Here is a 416-nt window from a genome sequence, read left to right on the forward strand (position 1 = left end):
ACAAGTGTCGGCAGTCCTCGATCGCCCACACCAGCTCGACACCAAACTGAGTGCGAGCCCATCGAACAGCCTGGCGATGACCCACCGTCGTGGCTGCCACGACCTTCTCACCAACTTTGCGGCCCACCCCATCCACGGCAACGAACGTATGCGTGCGCTTGTGAACATCGGCTCCAACAACAACCATGGTGGTTGCCTCCTTCACTATGAGGTGACGGTTGGGCCGGTCGGCGGACACATCTCAGTCGGGGGCGATGCCACGCTCCTATCAAGTCACGCCGGCCGGTCCTTCACACCTGATGCCGACAAAACGCATGAACGCCAACCCCAGCGGAGCGGCACCGACTCTATGAGCCAGACATCAGGTGATCAGGATCCAACCACCGCAACAAGCGGCAACATCACCCTGACACTGA

Annotated in this window: 1 pseudogene; it reads right to left on the reverse strand. The window is 60.3% G+C overall.

From position 1 onward, the window contains the following. Positions 1-205 (reverse strand): annotated as a pseudogene (locus OQ789_RS25830) (IS110 family transposase); the annotation flags it as partial. Positions 206-416 lie beyond the last annotated feature (211 nt).

Origin of the sequence: Mycobacterium sp. 94-17 (assembly GCF_035617725.1) — a bacterium.
In the GTDB taxonomy this organism is placed as follows: Bacteria; Actinomycetota; Actinomycetes; order Mycobacteriales; family Mycobacteriaceae; genus Mycobacterium.